The 17,886-nt window shown below is 41.4% G+C and carries 18 protein-coding genes; 11 read left to right on the top strand and 7 right to left on the bottom strand.

Annotation, left to right across the window (positions count from 1 at the left end):
• The first annotated feature begins 135 nt into the window (after positions 1 to 135).
• On the top strand, positions 136 to 1,320 hold the full coding sequence (locus NLP_RS31150) for a M20 family metallopeptidase (RefSeq protein ID WP_104909689.1): 1,185 nt from the start codon (positions 136 to 138) through the stop codon (positions 1,318 to 1,320).
• A gap of 81 nt (positions 1,321 to 1,401) precedes the next feature.
• On the opposite strand, the gene NLP_RS31145 is transcribed toward NLP_RS31150, so the two are convergent.
• The 3 genes from NLP_RS31145 to NLP_RS31135 form a co-directional block, all read right to left on the bottom strand.
• Positions 1,402 to 2,454, bottom strand: a complete 1,053-nt coding sequence (locus NLP_RS31145; protein WP_104909688.1) for a hemerythrin domain-containing protein — start codon at positions 2,452 to 2,454, stop codon at positions 1,402 to 1,404.
• Positions 2,455 to 2,716: 262 nt separating this feature from the next.
• Positions 2,717 to 4,180 (bottom strand): ABC transporter substrate-binding protein, encoded by a 1,464-nt coding sequence (locus tag NLP_RS31140; protein ID WP_104909687.1) that lies wholly within the window; start codon positions 4,178 to 4,180, stop codon positions 2,717 to 2,719.
• A 67-nt stretch (positions 4,181 to 4,247) separates the two neighbouring features.
• Positions 4,248 to 5,618, bottom strand: a complete 1,371-nt coding sequence (locus NLP_RS31135) for a serine/threonine-protein kinase (protein WP_104909686.1) — start codon at positions 5,616 to 5,618, stop codon at positions 4,248 to 4,250.
• A 612-nt stretch (positions 5,619 to 6,230) separates the two neighbouring features.
• On the opposite strand from NLP_RS31135, the gene typA reads away from it, so the two are divergent.
• From typA to NLP_RS31115, 4 genes are all read left to right on the top strand, one after another.
• Entirely contained in the window at positions 6,231 to 8,021 is a 1,791-nt protein-coding gene (gene typA / locus NLP_RS31130) for a translational GTPase TypA (protein WP_104909685.1), read from the top strand.
• 142 nt (positions 8,022 to 8,163) lie between these two features.
• Complete coding sequence (locus NLP_RS31125) at positions 8,164 to 9,288, top strand: AAA family ATPase (RefSeq protein ID WP_104909684.1); 1,125 nt, start codon at positions 8,164 to 8,166, stop codon at positions 9,286 to 9,288.
• 121 nt (positions 9,289 to 9,409) lie between these two features.
• Positions 9,410 to 9,685, top strand: a complete 276-nt coding sequence (locus NLP_RS31120) for a BrnT family toxin (protein WP_104909683.1) — start codon at positions 9,410 to 9,412, stop codon at positions 9,683 to 9,685.
• Positions 9,669 to 9,902 carry a hypothetical protein gene (locus NLP_RS31115; protein ID WP_104909682.1) on the top strand — a complete coding sequence of 78 codons (234 nt, stop codon included), beginning with the start codon at positions 9,669 to 9,671 and terminating at the stop codon, positions 9,900 to 9,902. The genes NLP_RS31120 and NLP_RS31115 overlap by 17 nt, the downstream gene beginning before the upstream one ends.
• Positions 9,903 to 10,171: 269 nt before the next feature.
• On the opposite strand, the gene NLP_RS31110 is transcribed toward NLP_RS31115, so the two are convergent.
• From NLP_RS31110 to NLP_RS31100, 3 genes are all read right to left on the bottom strand, one after another.
• Positions 10,172 to 10,543 (bottom strand): DUF5615 family PIN-like protein, encoded by a 372-nt coding sequence (locus tag NLP_RS31110; RefSeq protein WP_104909681.1) that lies wholly within the window; start codon positions 10,541 to 10,543, stop codon positions 10,172 to 10,174.
• The gene (locus NLP_RS31105) at positions 10,540 to 10,833 is read right to left on the bottom strand and encodes a DUF433 domain-containing protein (protein ID WP_104909680.1); all 294 of its coding nucleotides are present in this window, start codon (positions 10,831 to 10,833) and stop codon (positions 10,540 to 10,542) included. Before NLP_RS31105 ends, NLP_RS31110 begins: the two co-directional genes overlap by 4 nt.
• Before the next feature lie 267 nt (positions 10,834 to 11,100).
• Entirely contained in the window at positions 11,101 to 11,544 is a 444-nt protein-coding gene (locus NLP_RS31100; protein WP_104909679.1) for a DUF29 domain-containing protein, read from the bottom strand.
• A gap of 259 nt (positions 11,545 to 11,803) precedes the next feature.
• Here NLP_RS31100 and NLP_RS31095 point away from each other — a divergent pair, with 259 nt between their 5' ends.
• From NLP_RS31095 to NLP_RS31070, 6 genes are all read left to right on the top strand, one after another.
• Positions 11,804 to 12,985 carry a DUF58 domain-containing protein gene (locus NLP_RS31095; protein ID WP_104909678.1) on the top strand — a complete coding sequence of 394 codons (1,182 nt, stop codon included), beginning with the start codon at positions 11,804 to 11,806 and terminating at the stop codon, positions 12,983 to 12,985.
• A gap of 206 nt (positions 12,986 to 13,191) precedes the next feature.
• Positions 13,192 to 13,557: a ferredoxin thioredoxin reductase catalytic beta subunit gene (locus tag NLP_RS31090; protein ID WP_104909677.1), complete on the top strand. Its 366-nt coding sequence runs from the start codon at positions 13,192 to 13,194 to the stop codon at positions 13,555 to 13,557.
• The gene (locus tag NLP_RS31085; RefSeq protein WP_104909676.1) at positions 13,554 to 13,946 is read left to right on the top strand and encodes a DUF309 domain-containing protein; all 393 of its coding nucleotides are present in this window, start codon (positions 13,554 to 13,556) and stop codon (positions 13,944 to 13,946) included. The genes NLP_RS31090 and NLP_RS31085 overlap by 4 nt, the downstream gene beginning before the upstream one ends.
• A 233-nt stretch (positions 13,947 to 14,179) precedes the next feature.
• Positions 14,180 to 14,677 (top strand): LptA/OstA family protein, encoded by a 498-nt coding sequence (locus NLP_RS31080; protein ID WP_104909675.1) that lies wholly within the window; start codon positions 14,180 to 14,182, stop codon positions 14,675 to 14,677.
• 30 nt (positions 14,678 to 14,707) lie between these two features.
• Positions 14,708 to 15,436, top strand: coding sequence for an LPS export ABC transporter ATP-binding protein (gene lptB / locus NLP_RS31075; protein ID WP_104909674.1), 729 nt, complete (start codon positions 14,708 to 14,710; stop codon positions 15,434 to 15,436).
• Between the two features lie 227 nt (positions 15,437 to 15,663).
• Positions 15,664 to 16,779 carry an LptF/LptG family permease gene (locus NLP_RS31070; protein WP_104909673.1) on the top strand — a complete coding sequence of 372 codons (1,116 nt, stop codon included), beginning with the start codon at positions 15,664 to 15,666 and terminating at the stop codon, positions 16,777 to 16,779.
• A gap of 248 nt (positions 16,780 to 17,027) precedes the next feature.
• Here NLP_RS31070 and NLP_RS31065 read toward each other — a convergent pair whose 3' ends face one another.
• Complete coding sequence (locus NLP_RS31065; RefSeq protein ID WP_199784896.1) at positions 17,028 to 17,648, bottom strand: CP12 domain-containing protein; 621 nt, start codon at positions 17,646 to 17,648, stop codon at positions 17,028 to 17,030.
• Positions 17,649 to 17,886: the final 238 nt, after the last annotated feature.

Genomic DNA, 17,886 nt, shown 5'->3' with positions numbered 1-17,886 from the left:
TGTCCCCCTTGTCTCCTCGCCTCCCCTGCTCCCTTACCCCTCTGCTTGTTCTCAACTATCCTTGTATGGCAAAGAGCATTTTGTTTGTTAACATTTCTTTATCATGGGAAAAAAGCCTATAGATTAATTAAATCGATGCTTACCCGTATTAAAGACTTAGCAGCAAAACTAGCGCCCCGCTTGATTGAAATTCGCCGCCACATCCACTCTCACCCAGAACTCAGTGGTCAAGAGTACCAAACAGCAGCTTTCGTAGCTGGTGTTTTGTCTTCCAGTGGGCTGCACGTACAAGAAGGAGTTGGTAAAACGGGCGTAATTGGAGAACTCCAAGGCATTAGTCAAAATGACCGTTTATTGGCAATTCGCACTGATATGGATGCCTTGCCAATTCAAGAGGGCACAAATTTAGAATATGCCTCTCGTACAGATGGTATTATGCACGCTTGCGGTCACGATGTCCACACCACAGTGGGGTTAGGAACGGCAATGGTGCTGTCCCAAGTGGCACAGGAGTTGGGTGGAAAAGTGCGGTTTTTATTTCAGCCAGCCGAGGAAATTGCTCAAGGGGCAAGCTGGATGGTGAAAGATGGAGCGATGGAAAACGTCTCAGCTTTATTAGGGGTTCATGTTTTCCCTTCTATACCCGCAGGTTCTATTGGCGTGCGTTACGGGGCTTTGACAGCCGCTGCTGATGATTTAGAGATTCTGATTATGGGAGAATCTGGGCATGGGGCGCGTCCCCATGAGGCGATTGATGCGATTTGGATTGCTTGCCAAGTGATTACTGCACTGCAACAAGCCATCAGCCGGACACAAAATCCTTTGCGTCCTCTAGTCTTGAGTATAGGGAAATTTAATGGTGGCAGAGCGCCGAATGTAATTGCCGATAAAGTGCAGTTATTGGGAACTGTGCGATCGCTCCATCCCGAAACTCGTGCCCATCTCCCAAACTGGATTGAAAATATTGTATCTAATGTTTGCCATACCTACGGAGCAAAGTATCAAGTCAATTATCGCCAAGGTGTACCCAGCGTCCAAAATGATTACGCTCTGACACAATTGTTACAATCAGCCGGAGAAGAAGCTTGGAGTAGCGATCGCGTTCAAGTTTTACCCGAACCCTCCCTTGGATCTGAAGATTTTTCTATTTATTTGGAACACGTCCCTGGTTCCATGTTTCGCTTAGGTGTAGGCTACAAAGAAAGAGTCATTAACCACCCCTTACACCATCCCCAATTTGAAGTCGATGAATCTGCCATTATCACCGGCGTTGTAACTATGGCTTATGCCGCTTATAAATACTGTCAGCAAACTTTGTAAACAAAAACTCCCAGCGCTGATGTGCTGGGAGTTTTTGTTTAACTAACTTTTTTTAGCGGATATAGAAAGCCCAAAAGCATCCTACACATTCGATTCGCTAACAACGCCCAATTTCTCTTGAATTCGGGTCTTAGCGGCTTTGAATTCAGTAGCCAGTTGTTCCGTTTGCTCAGTGCTTAAGTTGTTGCGAATGGCAGCAAACATTGTGCTTTCTTCTTGACGAATATGATCGCCAATAGCGTCCATCAACTGTTTAACTTTCTCTTTGAATTGCGGTGAAGATGGGCTAATAGCCTTAATTTCCTCTAATGCCTGCTTTGCCTGAGCTTGTTCATCAAACAATTCTTGGGTGTTAGCTTGACCGTAGAAAGGACGTACTCTTGGGTAGACTACTTCCTCTTCAGCTTCAGCGTGAGCAGTTAAATCCTTGTAAATTTGACCGAAGTACTCTTGGATCTTTTGTGGATCGTTGCTTTGTAGTATTTCGGTGAATAGGGTATTTACCTTGTTGTGATCGAGGCGGATGACATCTTGGATATTTAGATCCTTTTTGTCGCTGTTTTGGGTAACAGCACTACCTACTACACCACTAACTGCGGCCAAAGCGTCTTGAACACGTGCCCAAATTCCTTGATCTGCATCTTGTCCAGTGAGTTCGCGGACACCCAGAATTTCCAGAATGCCTTTGAGTTGCTCTTGGTGAGCGCGGTTCTCAAAGTTAACGGTATTCAAAGGTGCGATCGCTAACAAGACATCAGCACCAACTTTTTGAGCAGCTTTGTGAACTATCAAGCCACTCATTACTAATTGATGTTTTAGCAATTCATGCTGAGAGACTTTTTCATAGAGGTTCAACTCAGAACTGTTGAACATTTCGCGGGCTCTTTCAATGAATTTTGTAATATTTTTTTTGGGTTCTGCCTGAATCCCATACTGACCAATTACGGTTTCTAAAATACCAAGATTTTTTTGATCGTCATTGATAAAATTTCGGATGCGATCGGCAATTTCGCCATCAAGCCCTTGTGTCAAAAGGGATTGTTCCTTTTCGAGCGCCAACTGTTGGAGAGCTTTAAGAGTTGCAAGTTTTACAGCAATTGCATTGCGTTTCGTATCATCTAATGTAGCTACCATCCGTGTTCTCCTCGGCAAAGTGTTCGTAATTCTTACTGATATAACCTTGGCACAGAGATTAGGGAGATTCCATCTTTCTTTTGAGCGATCGCTCTCACAACTCTGGGTAGAGAAACAAAACTTTTTGTTAGATAAAAATTAAAGCGACACTTCAATGTTTGATTACAATCAAATCAAGCAGTTTAGTATAACATTCAAATTTAAGAGATTACCTATTTGAAAGCAACCTATATCTTTGGAATTAAAATTAATATCAAAAAAACTACTTCTTATTCAAGAGGGCAAAATCGTAACCAGTTCCACTATAACAAGACTCACAACGCTCGATTTTGACTAGCATTGCTTCTCCTTGACGCTCACCGGAAGGCGAAAACTGAATCATTCCGGTTGCTCCAGATGTTGAAAAATTTGGATTAGACAATACCCTTTGTAATCCTTCGCGGGTACTATCTTGTTTTAAGCCAGTAATAATTGCTTGAAGCGCATCATAAGCTCCCGCCGTTCTCTGATTTACTTGTGCATTCCAAAGCTGAAAGGCATTTTTTGCAAAGGGGTTATCTTTATTAGCATTACGATGCCAATACACAGGTAATACCATTCCTTCAAGATCCTTGCCATTTTGTAAAGTTGTAGCACTGTACATAGTTTCAGAAGCAAACAGTGGCTTTCTACCTTTAACCTCTTGTGCTACCTTGGTGGCAAAATATATATTTCTGATTGAAGGTATTAATAAAAAGCCACTTGCATTTTCTGTTTCTATGGCTTTATCCACAAAAGCTTTCGGGTCAAAATTCTTATCTGCTAAATTGCAAGGCGTACTAATAACATTGCTGCCATATTTTTTGATAGCTTGAGTGTACTGTTCTACAAGTATCTGATTTGATGAAGAGGTTGAATTATCTCTTGAACTACGAACATCGCCACAAATAGCAATATTTCTTGCTTGTCGAGCAATGTAGCGAGAATGAGTATCTATTAAATTATCATATAAGGGATTTACATGAAACAAGTAGTTAGTGTTGGAATTATTTAACTGACTATTTACTGTATTATTCTCTAATTTTTCTGGATTTTCTGCTTGATTTGGTAGCTCGACGGGCAAGACTAAAACCAAACCTTTCTCTTTATATATTTCTGCTTTACGTCTAACACCTACCGCAGCTACAAGGCTTTTATCTTGAACTAATTCATTATCTAGCCGGACAGAATCTTCTCTATTATCAGCACTTGCAATGACAATTTGCAATTTTTTACCATTAATTCCTCCTTGGGTATTAACTTCATTTTGAGCTTGAGCTACACCACGTAAAATTTCTTCTGCTAAACTAGGATCAAAATTAATTGGTGCGACGATCGCAACTTTTATAGCTTCTGAATTATCTCGTGCTATTTTGGCATTGTTTAAATAAATTAAAGTTTCTGGGTCATTGCGATTATTTTTCAAAGAATCAGTAAATTTTTTAACGGCAGTACTGAAATCTTTCTCAGCAAAAGCTTTAACTCCATCTGTTTTTTCCGGGGATGTTTGCACTTTCACTAAAATCCTTGTACCCAAATTCATTAGTGAAGGCTTATTTGTCAATGAAGATGAAGTTTTTGTGGGGTTTGATGGTGTTGTTACGATCGTAGAAGAAACTTTGCTAATTAACCATAAAATAGCTGCTACCATTACCCCAGCCAGACCAAGAGAAATAAGCAATTTCAAGTTTTCTTTTTTATTTGTCATGAATAATTACCAAGATTTTATAAAATTTCTTTAAAAGAGATTTTGACAATTGAGCAAACCCAAAAAACTAAATATATTTAGAAATTAATTTGTTAATTATTTCAGACACACCGATAATAATAACTGTCAATAAGCCTGCCAGAATAACTAGTAATCCTACAAGCAACAGTCCATTTAAACCAGCTTTGAGAAGATTATTGTTTAGGAGATTTTTGAAAATAAAGACAACGAGTAAATTTGCGATGATCGCAATAACAATTAAATAAACTTTTTCTAAAAGCGGGCGAGATTGAAGAAAGACTAATCCTCCTAAAATTAGCAACCACAATCCTGAACTAATCCAAGTAGTTCCAAGGAAACTTATAAGTGCGATCGCTAAAAATGAACTACCCGATCCAGCTATTACTGCTCCAGACAATAATTTAGTGTCAGAGAATTGCGGTAGATATCGAGTTGATTTATGTTGACTTTGTGGTTGCCCTCTTGATGGCAGAGTAGGTGGAATAACTGTAGAAGCTAATGTATACATTAGCGGTGGCAACTTTTTCAAGTCTTCTAAGACAGCCTGTGCAGATTGATAACGCTGTTCGTGATTTTCTTGTAGTAACTTATTAAGAATCATCTCTAATTCTTGACTTATGGGTTGCGTTAAATACTGTCGCCAATTAGAAGTCCAACCATAGCCTTGTTTCATCCACAAACTCGAAGGAGAAATATTGGTCAGCAGTTGAAAGCAAGTTATTCCTAAACTATAAATATCACTAGACAGAAAAACTTTACCCGTTTGCATTTGCTCAATCGGTGCATAACCTAATGAACCAATAATTGTCCCTATCGTAGTGTTTGTAGGTTCCGTCCTTTGCTTTGCTACCCCAAAATCAATTAGTACTAATTTCCCATCATTTTGACGGCGAATAATATTTTCTGGTTTAATATCTCGGTGAATTACTTGTTGTTGATGTATATCTGCCAGTACAGATAATAAATCATTTAAAAAATCTCGAATTTTGGCTTCATCAAAAATTCCCTGTTCTTTTAATTCTTGCAACAGATTTTGCCCTTCGATAAACTGCTGCACTAAATACAGATATTCAGCTTCCTTAAAATATGCATACAAATTGGGAATTTGGACATGTTCTCCTAATTCTTTGAGACGTTTGGCTTCTCGTTCAAACAACTCAGTCGCTTTTTTTTGTGCCTGACTACCCTGACTGCCATAAAATTGACTTAGAACCAGCTGCTTAACAACACATCGTTCATTGAGCTTGTCTATATCCTCGGCGATATATGTGCGTGCAAAACCTCCTCTCCCTAATGGTGTGATGATTCGGTAACGATTTCTCAATAACGATACCAACTCTGTGCCACAACTGAGGCAGAAATTTGCCCCGTCAGGATTTTTGGGATTCTCGCAATTAGGATTTAGGCAGCAGACCATATAATTATCGCTGTCATTTTATTAGTTTTTAGAATATAGCTTAAATTCTCTAGAGGCGTTACATTGTAATGTCTTTACATAGATAATAACGTAGGCGTAGCCCGTCGTAGACATCGCTTCTTGCTCTTCTAAATAATTGACCTAGCTCTACATTGTGATAATTCCGTGTAAGTTGAATATTTTTGTAGAGATACCCACCCCATTCTAGTCAAAAAAAACCAGGCTTGGCGATCGCTGCCCTTCGATCCCAAACACGAAATAACTTGACTTTTAGTAGCCAGTAACTTCATCTCTATTGGTCAAAGATCGTACTTTTCACCAAAGCATTTCTAATTACAAATTTCTCTGTGCTAATCAACCGCAATTATCAAAAGCAATACTGCCCTTCAGCTAACACCTGTTTGTCACAGAAGCTTTTGTTATCCCACCAACGCCGTAATTACCACACATCTCCATTGTGGGGTTTACAAAACTTCCCGCAATTGTGACGATTACGCTAGAATTATTAAAGGTTCTTTACAGAATTTGCCGATCGTTCTCAATTCTGTTAAAACAGCCTAGCATTCAAATGTAAATCTTATAAACCCCCTCTAGAGTTCACCAAAAGCTTCTATGACGCTCCCAATTCGCAACGTCGCCATTATCGCCCACGTTGACCACGGCAAAACCACGCTGGTTGACGCACTCCTCAAACAATCCGGCATTTTCCGCGAAGGCGAAGACGTTCCGGATTGCGTTATGGACTCCAACGCCTTAGAACGGGAACGGGGTATTACTATCCTGTCCAAAAATACGGCGGTTCGCTACAAAGAAACACTAATTAATATTGTTGATACTCCTGGACACGCTGACTTTGGTGGCGAAGTTGAACGCGTACTCGGCATGGTTGACGGATGTCTTCTGATTGTCGATGCCAATGAAGGCCCCATGCCCCAAACACGCTTTGTTCTGAAAAAAGCTTTAGAAAAAGGGCTGCGCCCCATCGTTATCATCAACAAAATTGATCGTGGTCAAACTGACCCCCACGTTGCTGTTGATAAAGTATTGGATCTGTTCTTGGAATTAGGGGCAGATGAAGACCAATGTGATTTTACCTATCTGTTTGCCTCCGGTATTGCAGGTTTCGCCAAAGAAAGCTTGGAAGCAGAATCGGTAGATATGCAACCCCTGTTTAACGCGATTCTGCAACACGTTCCACCACCAGTAGGCGACAGCAATAAGCCTCTGCAATTGCAAGTTACAACCCTAGATTATTCTGAATATCTGGGACGGATTGTCATTGGCAGAATTCACAACGGTACTATCCGCTCAGGACAGCAAGCAGCTTTAGTAACAGAAAATGGTACTATTGTCAAGGGTAAAATTACCAAGTTGATGGGCTTTGATGGACTGAAGCGCGTAGACATGGAAGAAGCAACCGCAGGTTATATTGTGGCGGTGGCTGGTTTCGCTGATGCTTATATTGGGGAAACGATTACTGACCCCAATGAACCGCAAGCTTTACCACTAATTAAAGTGGATGAACCAACCTTACAAATGGCCTTCTGTGTGAATGATTCGCCCTTTGCTGGTCAAGAAGGCAAGTTGGTGACATCAAGACAAGTGCGCGATCGCCTATTCCGCGAACTAGAAACCAACGTTGCTTTGCGTGTCGAAGAAACCGATTCTCCCGATAAATTCCTCGTTTCCGGTCGTGGTGAACTCCACCTGGGTATCTTAATTGAAACCATGCGCCGGGAAGGCTTCGAGTTTCAGGTATCTCAGCCACAGGTAATTTACCGCGAAATCAACGGTCAACCTTGCGAACCTTTTGAACTCTTGGTGTTAGACATTCCTGCTGATGGTGTGGGTAGCTGTATCGAACGCTTGGGACAACGCAAAGGCGAAATGCAAGATATGCAACCAGGTAGTGGCGATCGCACCCAGTTAGAGTTTGTCATTCCCGCCCGTGGTTTGATTGGTTTCCGGGGTGAATTCATGCGGATGACTCGTGGTGAAGGCATCATGAACCACAGCTTCTTAGACTACCGTCAACTCAGTGGCGACATTGAAGCCCGTAACAAAGGCGTTTTAATCTCCTTTGAAGAGGGTGTTTCTACCTTCTACGCCATGAGGAATGCTGAAGATAGAGGAGCATTTTTTATTGTTCCCGGCACAAAGGTTTACAGAGGCATGATCGTGGGAGAACACAATCGTTCCCAAGATTTGGAATTGAATATCTGTAAGACCAAGCAGTTAACCAACCACCGGGCTGCTGGTGGCGATGAATTAGTGCAACTGCAAGCACCAATAGACATGAGCCTAGAGCGTGCTTTGGAATACATTGGCCCCGATGAATTAGTGGAAGTTACACCCCAATCGATTCGTCTGCGGAAGATGTCGAAGAAGTTAGCTAAACGGTAAGTCAAGCAATAACTTAATTGATTTAGAAAGCCCGCTCATGTGGGCTTTTTATTTTGTGGTAATAGGAAAATGAATATCTTGATACCTGAGTGGGTAACATAACACTGTGTAATTCATTGTGTTCACTGTCTGGTGTGTATATATGTCATGGAATTCTACAGTCTTTAGTATCTGTGCTTCAGGCAATTCTTGGTTATGGGCTGCTTGGAGTACCATTGATGATGCTTATAATTTTCTAGAAAAGCCTGAAAAGCAGTTAGAGATTGATTGCTTGTTTTTTGCTGAAGCTTCTTCTAAAGAAAATGCAATAAAAACAGCTCATAACCTATTGGGTACTCACATTAAACAAATAAGCAACGAATGGGCAGCAGAAGTCTGTAAAGAGATTCACAAGCAACCTCACATTAATGCTAATAAACCTGAAGTAGTCACTAATGAGCTTCAGCTATGTTTAGATCAACTTCATTCATTAACTGGATTAAGTGCTGTGAAATCTACCGTTCAAGAGTTGGTAAATATTGCAAAAGTAGCCCAGATGCAAGCTCAAGCGGGTATAAAAGCTCCTTCAATCACCAGACACCTCGTATTCACGGGAAATCCTGGAACAGGCAAAACCACAGTAGCTAGGATTTTAGGCGAGATATACAAAAATCTTGGTGTTCTATCAAAAGGCCATTTTCTTGAAGTAGACCGGACTAATTTAGTTGCAGAATACTTGGGACAAACAGCACCCAAAACAGCAAAAGTAGTTGAATCTGCTCTCGGTGGTGTACTTTTTATTGATGAGGCTTACTCCCTTGTTCCAGACGGACGCGGCGATATGTACGGACAAGAGGCAATCAATACTCTTTTAAAAATGATGGAAGATCACAGAGACGATCTGGTAGTTATTGTTGCAGGATATAAAGCGGAGATGTCTCGATTTATTAAATCTAATCCTGGTCTAAAGTCCAGATTTGCAAGGTCGATTCACTTTGAAGACTATTGTCCGTCCGAGTTAACCGAGATTTTTAAAGTCAGGTGTGAACAGCACGGCTATCTGTTCTCAGAGAAGACTCTGGAAGCAGTGCGTCTCTTAGTTAATCAATTTGAACATCAAATAGGAAAACTTGGAAATGGTAGATTTGTGAGAAATATCTTTGATCGTTGTATTGCTATTCAATGTAACCGTTTAGCAGCATTAGCCCAACCATCAAAAATAGACCTAAAAACCTTTCTACCTGCTGATATTCCCACTCATGAGCAACTGGTGCAGTATCTTCTTTAATAAATGTCAGAGTATCTAGTACCACCTAGCTTCGTCATTAACTCATCGAATCTTTGTGGACATTTCGATATCTTTCCGCAGCCTGTTAAACTCTGGGAGGGAGAGGCAGGGAGTATTGTAGATGGAATTTGAATGGAATCCAGAAAAAGCAACACTAAACCTTGAAAAGCATGGTGTTTCTTTTCAGGAAGCTGCAACAGTATTTAATGACCGGCTATCTGTAACTTTCCCTGATCCTGACCACTCCATTAGAGAAAGTCGTTACGTTATTATTGGCTTATCTAGGTTTGAACAACTTTTAGTTGTTGCACATACTGATAAAGAGGAAAAGATACGAATTATTAGCGCCAGAAAAGCTACTCGCCAAGAGAAGAGGTTTTATGAAGAAGGAAGTTGAAAACGAAATGGAAGATGAATTACGTCCTGAGTACGACTTAGCTCAAATGGCAAGCGGGGTTAGAGGTAAATATGTTGAGCGATATCGTACAAAAACGAACCTAGTACTTTTAGATCCCGATGTTGCTCAAGCTTTTCCCAACGATGAAGCAGTGAATGAGGCATTAAGGTTGTTAATCCAAGTCGCCCAGCGCCAGCAGCCCAAGATAACGCTATAAACAATTCCTCAGCGGTACTATTTTGCCGATATTCTTCATGCGGTTCATGCTGTTGCAACTGGAGCGAAACCCCCTGAAAGAACTGAACAAATTTCGGTCACTCATCTAGAATCAGCATAATCAACGCCACGTCACGTTAGCCCCTCAAGTTATTGGTAAAGGCAGATAGCTAGCCAGTAGGCATTCTTACAGAAAGCGATCGCCAAACTATAGCAGAGATTTACAGTGCGATTCCTCCTTGGCATATTTTCACACAAAGCGATCGCAGGTTAAAAATTTTCAATATATTTTCTTAGAAACACTAATTGATTTGCCATATCCTCGGCTTCTACACTTTCTACTAACTTCAACAAGCCTCGCAACTGTTCTCCAATTGCATAGCTCTGCTTGGCAGCAAGTACAATACCTGAATGCTTTTGTTGCTGTTCGAGATAAGCTTTATGCAATCGACAAAAATCACCAACATTGAAACTATAAATAACTCGTCTCTGTTCCGTTGTCCAGATTAATTGGCTATCATCAGACGATGCTAATCTATCTGCCTCAGCCGTTGTCATTACATCAATCCCAACATTGCGTAAGCCATTAGCTAGAGATTTCTTGCCAACATCTTCATCTAAATAGAAGCAGATTTGACTCACGCACAATTACCTGACATCCACTGCGTTTCCAGAGCGTTACATTCTGCTTGATATAAAGCAATTTCTCTATCCATTGCCTCCTGATTAGCATAGTAATAGGCAAGCGCCGCATAAATTTGCGCTAGAGATAAATGTGGATATTCTGTCACAATATCTTGAGGAGATAAACCTGCTTGAGAATCCATCATAAGGTTTTGAACAGTCATGCGCGTACCAGCAATGCAAGGGCGACCTCCAGCAACTTGAGGTGTCCTCACAATTAGGGTTCCAATATCAACTATTGCTACCATGTTTTTTCCACTCTAACTGAATCAATGAATCTTCCACGTCTATTCCATAGTTTAATAATACATTAGCAGTTCTGGCTCTAACAAAGTTACAGATGCAACCAGACCAACCTGCTTAAGCGACCTGACTGATCCCTTCCAGTAGACATTCTTACAGAAAGCGATCGCTTTCTTAGCAGCATAGATTTACAGTGTATAGGCGTAGCCCGTTGTAGACATCGCCTCTCGGTACTGCTTTCATTTCACAAAAATCAGATAAGACTGATATATTTAAGGTAAATAATTTTCATCTAATAATTGAACAAGAGTGTAAGGACACTTTTCTATAAAAATAGTTAAATCGGTTTTAATTTTCACAAAATCAACCGCGCTTTGATAAATATTCTCTAAATCATCCTGTAACTTGTTTATTAAATTCGTCGTTAAATGATTCTTTAAATCATATCTAAAAGTTTTAATTTCTCCAATCCAATGACGATAGTTTCTTTCATATTCCACCTGCCAATATTGGAGTAATAATAAATGAATAATAATTTGCCTTAAAAGACTTTTGGCTTTAGCTAAATCTCTTTTCCCCAAACTGATTAATTCCTCAATTAAGTTTTCTAAATCAAGTTGGTTAAACTGTTTTTGTTTTAATAATTCAATAGTTGTTTCTAACCATAAATTCTCATCGGTTTCATAAAGTTGTTTTAAATTGGTAGTAATTGTCATATTTTTAGCTTCTACCTACATTCCATAATTTAATCATATACAATTATAAATTTATAGATGCAACCCACAAAAATCCAGATAAATTATTAAGTTATGCATACAATTCCTCGGTGACTCCACATTATGAAAAATATTGGGTTGACGCAAGTAAAAATGACAATTACAGAAAGCACGACTCTAGAAGAGTTCTGATCATGACTTTTTTGGTAAACTCTTAAGACACTGTGAATTTCGGGTGGTGTTGGGTTAAAAAAGAAACATGAAAATTCTCAAACCCATTACCAATTGGTTAGAAACCCGCGCCAGTGCCCCTGCTTATGGCGGTTGGGTACTAGCAGCAACGGCTATTTGTTTTTTTGGCGCAGGTATCAATACGATGGCTGGTTGGCTTTACGCCATTAGCGGCATTAGTTTTGCCCTTTTGGGTGTAGCAGCCATCTTACCGCCGCGATCGCTCACAGGTCTATCCATCACCCGCCGTCCCATCCAACCTGTGTCAGCTGGTGACGATCTAACGGTGGAATTAGAAATCTGCAATCAGACACACCAGCCTGTAAGTATGTTGCAAGTTGAAGATATATTGCCCTTCGTCTTAGGGAAACCAGTACAAAAGGCAATCGAAACAATTCCTAGCCAAGGCAGTTACCGTTGGGTATACTACCACCCGACTCAACGCCGGGGTGTTTATCGCTGGCACACAGTCGAACTTGGTTCTGGTGCGCCTTTGGGATTGTTCTGGTGTCGCCGTCAACGTGATTGTGCAGCCACAGCGATCGTTTATCCCACAGTGTTACCCTTGGCTACCTGCCCCTTAGTAGACGAAATGGGGCAAGAAGAGAGCAAAAGGGGCGATCCTCGTGGTAGACCCTTGCAGACAGCGACAACAGGGCTGGTGCGATCGCTCCGTCCTTATCGTTTAGGAGATCCTACTCGCTTGATTCACTGGCGGACTAGTGCCCGCTATGGCGAATTAAGGGTGCGGGAGTTAGAAATGGTAACAGGTGGACAAGAAATAGTTATTGCCCTTGACAGTGCTAGCAATTGGGAAGAAGAAAACTTTGAACAAGCAGTAATTGCCGCAGCATCGCTGTACTTTTACGCACAGCAACAGCAATTACAGGTGCAACTCTGGACAGCATCAACAAGTTTAATTAAAGGCGATCGCTTTGTTCTAGAAACCTTAGCAGCAACCAGAGCATTAGAAGATGCCAGTTCAGTAGTTCCTAAAAGCTACCCTTTGATTTGGCTGACTCAAAATCCCCTCAGCCTTGCTACTCTTCCTCAAGGCAGTCGCTGGGTTTTGTGGCCAAATATTTCCTCACCAGCAGAACCAGAGGTAATTAATTGGGAACACCCTGGTATAGTTTTGCAAAGCGATGTCTATGACGGGCTACGCCTACGTCCACTGCAAACCCAACTACAAAAAACATTACATTCATAAATCAATTCAAATTTTATAATTTCAAAGACTGCTGACAAGTTTAGCTTCTGCGATTTCTGAGATTTTCTCCGATCCCAGTACACCGGATATATCAGCCTTTGACAAAGGTTAAGATAATTTGAGCAGGTAAGGTTGGGGAAATACACCCAGTAATCCCTTAGTGAGGCTGAGGTACAATGCAAAGAAATATTTAAATTATGAGCGACATGATCACATCAGAACATAACACAAAATCCAGCGATAAAAGCCTAGAGGCAATGCGGCATTTTTCCGAACAATACGCCAAGCGTACTGGAACATACTTCTGTTCTGAACCTTCTGTCACCGCAGTTGTGATTGAAGGACTAGCCAAACATAAAGATGAACTGGGTGCGCCTTTGTGTCCTTGTCGCCATTACGAAGATAAAGAAGCTGAGATTCACGCCACATATTGGAACTGTCCCTGTGTGCCAATGAGAGAACGCAAAGAGTGCCATTGCATGTTATTCCTCACCCCTGACAACGAGTTTGCTGGAGAAAAACAAGACATCTCTCTCGAAACAATTAAAGAAGTCCGAGACAGCATGGGATGAGCGAAACCATCCCCCAAGAGTTTTGGCAAGGCGTAGAACAGTTCAATTCTGGTCAGTTCTACGCCTGTCATGACACTTTAGAGGCTTTATGGATTGAAGCCAGTGAACCAGAAAAAACCTTTTATCAAGGCATTCTCCAAATTTCTGTAGCGCTGTATCATTTGGAGAATCGGAACTGGCGAGGTGCAGTTATTCTACTGGGAGAAGGCGGCAATCGCCTACGGCGTTACCCATCTAGTTACGGCGGCGTTGATGTAGATGAGCTATTGAGTCAGAGCGCAGCATTGCTAACGACATTACAACAAATAGGGCCAGATAAGATTACATCTGGCAATCTGGGTGAAAATCAAGTCTTATCTTTGCCTAAAATTGTGCTGACTACTGATTAGACATCTAGTGAAATTAGTTATGCGTTGCCCGAAATCCTTGGTAGGCACAATTCATGAATTGTGCCTACGTCATTTTTACTCAGATACCAATTACCTGAAACCTTAAGGTTAGGGGTAGCGTCACTATTTCAGCCAGTAGTTATCGGAAATCACTCCAGATTGGATATTTCATATCTGGATAAAGTACTTGAGATAATTAGAATGCAAGCTGAAATCCTAAATCCCCAATTGCTATGATGCCCTGCTATCAATTGCCCTTATCCCAGATACGTCGCTTTGGATTAGCTTTAATGCTGCCAGCTGCACTTTTGGGCGCTTTTGCCTTGCCTACCCAAGTGCAAACCGCTACTGCACAAATATCTCAGGCAAATCGCCCTCTCACTATCCGCGCTGATGTGCAAGAATATGACGCGAAAAACCAAGTAATCACTGCTCGCGGTAATGTGCAAATGTTGTACCCGGCTCGCCAAATTCAGGCAACATCTGCCCAAGCACAGTATTTTAGTAAAGAACGCCGAATTGATTTCAGTGGCAACGTCTATATTTTGCAACAGGGCGGTAACAGTATTCGGGCGGAGAAAGTAACCTATTTAATTGATGAAGGGCGATTTGTTGCTTTACCCCAATCCAACCGTCAGGTAGAGTCCATCTACATGGTGCAGGAATCAGATAATAATGGACAAACTGCGACACCTGCCCCAAAGACACCACCTTTGAAGCCTTCTAATTAGCATTCACCACCAATAAAGGGTGCTTCCAGAGTGAAAATTGTTTTAGAGAATATTCACAAATCTTACGGCAAGCGAGTAATTGTCAATCGTGTCAACCTTTCTGTTGCTCAAGGTGAAATTGTTGGTTTACTAGGCCCCAATGGGGCTGGTAAAACCACAACCTTTTACATTGCCACAGGTTTAGAAAAACCCAATCAAGGAAAAGTCTGGCTGGGTAATGTAGAGGTGACGGGAATGCCAATGCATGAAAGGGCACGACTGGGTATTGGCTATTTAGCACAAGAAGCAAGTGTTTTTCGCCAACTCTCGGTAGAGGATAATATTCTGTTAGTGCTAGAACAAACCCATGTGCCACGATGGGAGTGGTCAAGGCGACTCAATACTTTACTGCGGGAGTTTCGGTTGGAAAAATTAGCTAGGAGTAAAGGAATTCAACTTTCTGGTGGTGAGCGACGGCGGACAGAATTAGCAAGGTCATTAGCTGCTGGACGAGAAGGTCCAAAATTTTTACTTTTGGATGAACCATTTGCGGGAGTAGATCCGATCGCAGTCTCAGAAATTCAGCAAATCGTAGCACGACTGCGCGATCGCGGCATGGGAATCTTAATTACAGATCATAATGTCCGCGAAACCCTGGCGATCACCGATCGCGCCTACATCATGCGTGAGGGACAAATCCTCGCTTTTGGCGCTGCTGACGAACTCTATAGCAACTCCCTGGTACGGCAATATTATTTGGGGGATAATTTTCAAGTCTAAATTAACAATTATTTAGTTAATAATTTCAAAGGATATTTTGATTTTTGATTCTTCAGGATGAATTTATTAGTTAGCTTTTAGCCATTAAGTATTTGATTTTGATAGTAAATACAGTAGAGATGCTTTGCTTTGCCAGGGTTGCCAATATTTAAATTTTCAAGTTGCTTATGATATCAAAGAAGCTCACGTCTTTTAATAGTCTTTATTCGCTGTTGCCTTTTACGATCATGGATCGCTATCTTGCCAGCGAATTATTAGCACCGTTTTTCTTTGGTGTCGGAGCTTTTTCATCAATTGGCGTCACTATTGATGCTGTATTCGATCTCGTCAGAAAAATTGTCGAATCTGGGCTACCCATAGACATTGCTATTCAAGTTTTTTTGTTAAAATTTCCCAATTTTATCGTTTTAGCTTTCCCCATGTCCACGCTGCTGGCTACTTTGATGACCTACAGTCGTCTTTCTAGCGAAAGCGAACTAATTGCCCTGCGTGGTTGTGGCGTCAGTGTCTATCGTCTGGTGCTAACTGCTGTGATGTTAAGTCTTGTGGTTACAGGAATGACATTTGTATTTAACGAAGAAATTGCACCAGCAGCAAATTATCAAGCGGCGATGACTCTGGAAAAAGCGCTCAAATCAGACAAGCCAACTTTTAAACAGCAAAATATTTTCTATCCTGAATACCAGGATGTTACCCAGCCGGATGGCTCTAAGAATCGGGTATTGACACGCTTGTTTTACGCCGACCAATTTGATGGTAAGCGGATGACAGGGTTGACAATTATAGATCGCTCAACAAAAAATTTGAATCAAATTGTGGTATCAGAATCTGCCCAGTGGAATCCTTCTAAAAATGTTTGGGATTTTTACAACGGTACGATCTATTTTGTCGCAGCCGATAGCTCTTATCGCAACATCGTGAGATTTGAACACCAACAACTGCAACTACCGCGCACGCCATTAAGTTTGGCAGAAAAAAGCCGAGACTACGGTGAGATGAATATTTCGGAAGCACTACAGCAACTAGAAGTGGAAAATCTCGGTGGCGATCGCCAAAAAATTCGTAAACTTGAAGTGCGGATTCAACAAAAAATCTCTTTACCTTTTGTATGCGTGGTTTTTGGCTTGGTAGGCGCAGCGATGGGAAGCATCCCCCAGCGGACGGGGAGAGGTACCAGTTTTGGGATTAGTGTCGTAGTTATATTTTCGTATTACTTAATTTTCTTTATTAGTGGGGCGATCGCACAAGCAGGTGTCCTCTCTCCCTTTTTGGGGGCTTGGTTGCCCAACTTTCTTTTTTTGGGAATAGGCTTATTCTTATTGATGCGAGTTGCCAGACGGTAAACATCTGGTGTAATTAAATATGCGTTGTCCATAACTCTTGTAGAGACGTAGTACTGCTACGTCTCTACATTCTTTTTCAACAGATGTCTATTATTCCCCCTGATATCATGTCCGGCTAATTTAGTTATAATTCCCAAATCTATGCAGAAAGCCCAAAAAACCCTCCCCTCTGCACCTGAAGCCCCTCTGCTCCTCTGGGTCTTAATGATAAGTCTTTAACCGGACACGATATCATCCCCCCACTTCAATTACGGGTGATAATTTCGACATTGTGGTGCATCAGGGTTTTCCTTGCAGTATTCTTCAAAAGAAACTTTCGCTGATATCATACCCTCAGATTTCTGATGAGCTGCTTCTGCCTGAAGTTCTTCTACCTCATCCCAGGCAGCTGCACAGGGTTTAGAATAAGCGCCTTGTTCAGTGCAAATAGCACGAGCTTGCTCAATTGCTTTTTGAATTCTCTCCTCCAGCAGTAGCGCTTTTGGCGCTTCCACAAAGTCGCTTTTAGTCAAAATGTCGGTAATCGAGATGATGCCCAACAACTTGCCTTGAATCACAGGTGCACGATGAATACCAGTGTTAGCAAATAACCGCGCTACATATTCCACACCCAAATCAGGATTGACCACAATGCAGGGCTTGCTCATAATTTCATAAACCCGCACTTGCTTTGGATCTTTCCCGTAGGCTGTGATCTTATAAACAATATCCGTTTCTGTGACAATGCCATAAGCATCATTGTCATAGCGACGATCCACAACCAGCGCCCGCAATCCTTTATCCTTCATCAGCCCCACCGCTTCAGCAACAGTTGCCGAACCGCGAATGGTAACTACGTCTTTGGTCATGATATCTTCAGCTTTCATCATTGCTGTATCCTGGTTAATAGTCCGGTGCAACACAGCGCCCTCATGGACGTATCGAAGCATTGCAGCGCACAGTTGGCTAACTAGAAAGTAAAAAAAGTTGAACTTTTGCCCAGCTACAACAATAAATTAGACCAGTTGTCAACTTCTGATGTTATCCAATGTAACCAATGCCCAAAAACTAAGCATAAATTGTGATAACATTCTGCTGATCGACAAATGATATCATGTCCGGTTAAAT

The sequence above is a fragment of the Nostoc sp. 'Lobaria pulmonaria (5183) cyanobiont' genome, assembly GCF_002949795.1.
Lineage (GTDB): Bacteria > Cyanobacteriota > Cyanobacteriia > Cyanobacteriales > Nostocaceae > Nostoc.
The sequence above is the reverse complement of the archived record's forward strand: the minus strand, read 5'-3'. Positions and strand labels throughout refer to the sequence as shown.